This is a genomic window from Candidatus Cloacimonadota bacterium, from assembly GCA_011372345.1.
In the GTDB taxonomy this organism is placed as follows: Bacteria; Cloacimonadota; Cloacimonadia; order Cloacimonadales; family TCS61; genus DRTC01.
The window spans coordinates 1-5,030 of the sequence record DRTC01000654.1 but is presented as its reverse complement, the minus strand read 5'-3'; the positions used below and the strand labels follow the sequence as shown (position 1 = coordinate 5,030).

The window sequence follows — 5,030 nt, the reverse complement described above, 5'->3', positions numbered from 1 at the left end:
GATATTGATCAGAAAAATTTAAAATTCAACTGGCAGTAGTTCGATCTAGATTTTCTAAAATGATCTCTTTTACAGGACGAAAGGTTTTTCTGTGAAGAGAAGTGATTCCATAACTGCGTATAGCAGCAATATGTTCGCGTGTTGGATAACCTTTGTTTTTTCGGAAATTATATACCGGGAATTTTTCATGCTTTTCTCTCATGATCCTGTCTCGAGTAACTTTTGCCAAAATGGAAGCTGCTGCGATCGAAGCATATTTTGCGTCACCTTTGACGATCGCTTTAGAATAATGTGCTATTTTCTCAGGGACCTTGTTCCCATCGATCAAACATATATCCGGTTTGATCTTTAAATCCAGAACTGCCTGTTCCATTCCCAACAAGGTAGCCTGCAGGATATTAATTTCATCGATTTTTGTGGGAGGTATGATGATCACCTTACAATCCAGAGATTTTTCAAGGATTTCCCAAGCCAATCTGTTTCTTTTCTTTTCGGATAATTTTTTAGAATCATTTAGACCTTCAATATGCCAGTCTCTATCCAAAATAACAGCAGCAACAACAACCGGACCTGCCAACGGACCACGACCTGCTTCATCGATTCCGGCAATTATCTTGTACTTTTTTCGGTATTCGAATTCGTTTTTAAACAGCATTTTTTTCTAAGACAAAAAATATTCTGGTAAATCTTCTATCGAGACTATCATAATTATTTCCAACTTGATTTTTCCCATTATCAATACTGTAGATCCCGATTAATTTGAAATCGTTTTCTTTGATGATTTCCACGATTTCTTTAACTTTGTATATTTTTTGTTTGTGAATTTCATCCTTGCGGGAGAATAAATATCCCTTTTTCAGAAAGAAAGTGAGATTGGTTGTCTGAATAAAATTTCCATAATTTAATTCGCTTTGATGGACCATATAATCATCAGTGTTATCCTCAAGATTGACAAAACCGTCAAAATTATCCTCACAATTTTTGAGGGTTGTAATATCAAAAATGAACATTCCCTGCTTTTGCAATGACTGATAAGCATTTTTAAGGATTTTATGAACCTGCCTGCTTTCAAGAAAATAATTTATACTATCGAATAGAAGCAGGATCAGGTCATATTTTCCCGGAAATGTTTTGTTTAGAATATCTGCTTGATAAAGAATTGGTTTAAATGATTTTTGAGCAGCAATGCTCAACATCTCGCTGGAAATATCAACAGCGTCAACTTCCAATTCTTTCTGCACTAACAGAGTTGAAATATTAGCAGTTCCGCAGGCAAGTTCCAAAACCTTTTGCGGGCTTTTTAGATAAGTTTTGTTAAATTGTTTCAGGATAAAACTCACCCATTCTTGGTAATTAGCATGAGACATATATCGATCATAAAATCTAGCAAAAACAGTATAATTATCTGCTTTTTTCTCAAAATTGTTATCCAGCATTTGTTCCGCAAAGTTAACAGCGGTTTTCAGACTTTTTTCAGAAGCAAGATTTTTTCCGGCAATATCGAAGGCAGTTCCATGATCTACAGATGTTCGAACAAAAGGAAGTCCAAGCGTGACATTGACACCTTCTTCCGAAGAGATCATTTTAAACGGGATCAATCCCTGATCATGATATGCAGAAATGAGCATGTCATATTTTCTGTTGTTTTGAGCAAAAAAGGAATCTGCCGGGAAAGGTCCGTCAATGATGATATTTTCTAATAAAAGTTCTTTTAATGCTTTCTTCAAAAGTTCATCTTCAAAACCAAATGCACCGTTTTCCCCGGCATGAGGATTGACAGATAAAACCGCCAGTTTTGGATTTTTGATGATCTTTTTAGTCTCATTATAAATGAGTTTCAGTTTCTTCAAAAAAAACTTCCTGTTAAGAATATTTCCCAGGTTGGAAACAGGGATGTGAGTTGTCAAAAGTGCAAGATTAAAATATGGTCCCCAAAAGTTCATTATTACATTTTCTGATCCTGTTTTTTCTGCAAAATATTCGGTGTGTCCGATAAAATCCGGGTGAGTTTCCCTGATCGCTTTTTTGGAAATTGGACAAGTTACGACTGCATCCAGTTTCTTCGCTTTCAGATCGAGCATACACCTTTCCAAGATATTATAGGAAATTTTACCTGTTTTTGAGGAAGGTTTTCCCGTCTCATATCCGGAATCATCTATCTCTATCCAGTAAATTATTGTGCTAATATCAGCAGCTTCGACATTTCTGATTTTTTTAATAATATTCCCATCAGGAAATGGTAATATTTTTCCATAAATAATATAAATAAAATCTTCTTGTAAAGGCAGGAATCTGATAGCTTTGGATGCAATTTCCGGTCCTATTCCGGCAGGATCGCCTGTTGTAATCGCAATTTTTTTCATTTTCTCTTCTCGTTTTAAAACTTGCCGAATTTCAAAATTCGGCAAGTTTTCTTTCTTTAATTAAATCCGGAAAATTTAAAAAAGTTGACACTAAAGATTTTGTCAAATTATTTGCTTTTAAATCAAAAGGAGTGCGAAAATGAGCATTATCAGAAAATCGGTAGTAGCAGGTGCATTTTATCCGGGAAACTCCGATATACTGAAAATGGAAATTGAAAATTACCTCTCAAAGGTTAAGGTTAAAGATACATATGAAAAGGCTTTAGGAATTGTATCTCCGCATGCAGGATATGTCTATTCCGGACAGTGTGCTGCTTATGGTTACAAAGCAATCGAACAGAAAAATTTCGATCTTGCGGTCATAATCGCTCCAAGCCATAATATTGCTGGCTATAGATTTTCAGTTGGGAATTTTGATGCTTATCAAACACCTTTGGGTATAGTTCCTGTTGAAAAGGAATATGTTAGAAAAATACTGGATTATCCTGATTTTGAGTTTCTTCCTGCTGCTCATAGTTCCGAGCATTCATTGGAAGTGCAACTTCCGTTTCTGCAAGTGATCAAACCAAATGTAGAGATTGTTCCTATCATTTTAGGAAATCAGAACAGTAAAAATAGTGTAATTCTATCAGAAGTTCTTTCACAGATTTTTAAAAACAGGTTGGATAAAACTGTTTTCATTATCAGCTCTGACCTTTCTCATTATTATGACAGCGATACTGCCATTGAAAAAGACAATCTACTTGCTGAAAATTTTCAGAAAGGCTTGATCGATAAGATGGAACAAGATATGCACTATAAAAAAATAGAAGCTTGTGGGATCGGAGGAATTTTATTTTTGATGCATCTCGCTGAAAAACTGAAATATAAGAAGATTGAAACTTTGAAATATACTCATTCCGGTTATATTAATAATGATTTCAGTCAAGTTGTCGGATATTTATCGAGTATAATTTATAAATAGATTGGAGATTTTATGAACACATCAGATCACATCAAAGTTAAAAACTATTCTACTGGTGATATCGTCTTCAGGGAAGGTGAAAAATCTGATGATTTTTACATTATTCTTTCCGGAAAGGCAGAAATCATTAAGAAAAATTCTCAAGATAAAGAAGTAATTCTGACAGAACTAACACCAGGAGAAGTTTTTGGGGAATTAGGAATAATATTAGGTTTACCGAGACAGGCAACAGTTCGGGCGAAAACAAACCTGGAACTGGAGATTATCGATCCGAGATTATTCAGTTCCTATTTTGATTTTGATAAAGAAACCGGTGAAAAAATGAGAGCTATGATCCAGACAATGGCGCAAAGAATTCGCGATAATGGTTCCAGGTTAGCAGATTTTTTAACGGAAGGTGTTTTAGAAATTGATGAAACTTCTGAATCTGGAGAAGGAAACATTAAATTAGTTGCAGATTCCCCTGAAGCTTTAAAAGCGATGAATGGTATGAGAAGTATTGAAATCACAAAATTTCCTTTTAGAGTAGGTCGTTATTCTAAAAGAAGTTCGGACAGGCTTTTTCATAGAAATGATGTTTATTTAAGAGATGATAAACCTTATGTTATCTCTCGTTCACATTTTTCCATTCTTCAGCTTCATAATAAATATTATTTCCAGGATGCCAGTAGTCAGAACGGAAGCTTTGTAAATGGTGTGAAAGTTCATGGTTCAACAAAAAAGATTCGCAGTGTGACCGTGAAAAAAGAAAAAAAAGTTGAACTGAAAAAGGGTGAAAATAATATTTATTTAGCTGATGAAAAATATAATTTAAAATTCAAAATTATAGTATAGAACATTGCATTGTGGATATTTTAAAAATCAGTTAAAGTTTGTCCCTAAAATCCTTCATAAAAATCGATTGTAATAAAATAAGTTATCATATTCGATGCTGAACTCTTTTCAAAAAAAACAGTAAAAATGATTTGACAATAAAAACCCTGATTTTGAATTTGCAAACTCAAAAATTTTGCGGGAATAGCTCAGTGGTAGAGCCTCACGTTGCCAACGTGATTGTCGCGGGTTCGAGTCCCGTTTCCCGCTCCATTTTTTTCATAGCGTGAAAGAATTTTAACACTGAACACCGCTGAAGTTCACTGAAAAATAATAGATAAAATTCGGTGTATTCGGTGATTTTCAGTATTTAATGAAAGAATTTACGGCGACATCGCCAAGTGGTAAGGCAAAGGTCTGCAAAATCTTTATCCCCGGTTCGAATCCGGGTGTCGCCTTCAGTTATATTTGTTGCGGATTTATAGAAAATATCATCTTCCGAATGTACGTAGCTCTTCGGAATGATATGATTAAAAAAACATACAGATGTCCTGCGGATCCCGAAGATTTTCTGGAGAAGTTTTTCTTTATGTATTTTGTGCCTTTTGTGGCTATAAAATGCCGGAGTGGTGGAATTGGTAGACACAAGGGACTTAAAATCCCTCGAACTTTTTGTTCGTGCCGGTTCAAGTCCGGCCTCTGGTATAAAAACGAAACGCTGACTTTTAATTAAGTTAGCGTTTTTTTATATTAACATTTAACATTTCCCACTTGGATTTATAAAAATTAAATATCTATAACTCCAATTAAACACATCTCGCCCTTTTTCACCCTTCCGAAATCCGTAAACCCGCATTAAATGGGGATTTTATTTTCAAATTCCTCAGAAT

4 protein-coding genes and 3 tRNA genes are annotated in these 5,030 nt (G+C 34.7%); 5 read left to right on the top strand and 2 right to left on the bottom strand.

Going from position 1 to position 5,030, the window contains the following annotated elements; translation table 11 throughout:
- Positions 1 to 25: 25 nt before the first annotated feature.
- Together ENL20_12620 and pdxA are read right to left on the bottom strand one after the other, a co-directional pair.
- Positions 26 to 655 (bottom strand): ribonuclease HII, encoded by a 630-nt coding sequence (locus ENL20_12620; protein HHE39393.1) that lies wholly within the window; start codon positions 653 to 655, stop codon positions 26 to 28.
- Positions 645 to 2,363, bottom strand: a complete 1,719-nt coding sequence (gene pdxA / locus ENL20_12615) for a 4-hydroxythreonine-4-phosphate dehydrogenase PdxA (protein HHE39392.1) — start codon at positions 2,361 to 2,363, stop codon at positions 645 to 647. Before pdxA ends, ENL20_12620 begins: the two co-directional genes overlap by 11 nt.
- 139 nt (positions 2,364 to 2,502) lie before the next feature.
- On the opposite strand from pdxA, the gene amrB reads away from it, so the two are divergent.
- The 5 genes from amrB to ENL20_12590 all read left to right on the top strand — a co-directional run bounded on the left by amrB (position 2,503) and on the right by ENL20_12590 (position 4,845).
- Positions 2,503 to 3,327, top strand: coding sequence for an AmmeMemoRadiSam system protein B (gene amrB / locus ENL20_12610; protein HHE39391.1), 825 nt, complete (start codon positions 2,503 to 2,505; stop codon positions 3,325 to 3,327).
- A gap of 12 nt (positions 3,328 to 3,339) precedes the next feature.
- Positions 3,340 to 4,161 (top strand): cyclic nucleotide-binding domain-containing protein, encoded by an 822-nt coding sequence (locus ENL20_12605; protein ID HHE39390.1) that lies wholly within the window; start codon positions 3,340 to 3,342, stop codon positions 4,159 to 4,161.
- Between the two features lie 177 nt (positions 4,162 to 4,338).
- Positions 4,339 to 4,413: transfer RNA gene (locus ENL20_12600), tRNA-Gly, on the top strand.
- Between the two features lie 114 nt (positions 4,414 to 4,527).
- Positions 4,528 to 4,601, top strand: a tRNA-Cys gene (locus tag ENL20_12595).
- 159 nt (positions 4,602 to 4,760) lie between these two features.
- Positions 4,761 to 4,845 (top strand) — tRNA-Leu (locus tag ENL20_12590).
- The last annotated feature ends 185 nt before the right edge of the window (positions 4,846 to 5,030 follow it).

What these genes read in the sequence shown, in the direction of transcription:
- amrB (HHE39391.1), top strand. Translation starts at nt 2,503, where the DNA reads ATGAGCATTATCAGAAAATCGGTAGTAGCAGGTGCATTTTATCCGGGA.
- ENL20_12620 (HHE39393.1), bottom strand. Translation starts at nt 655, where the DNA reads ATGCTGTTTAAAAACGAATTCGAATACCGAAAAAAGTACAAGATAATT.
- pdxA (HHE39392.1), bottom strand. Translation starts at nt 2,363, where the DNA reads ATGAAAAAAATTGCGATTACAACAGGCGATCCTGCCGGAATAGGACCG.
- ENL20_12605 (HHE39390.1), top strand. Translation starts at nt 3,340, where the DNA reads ATGAACACATCAGATCACATCAAAGTTAAAAACTATTCTACTGGTGAT.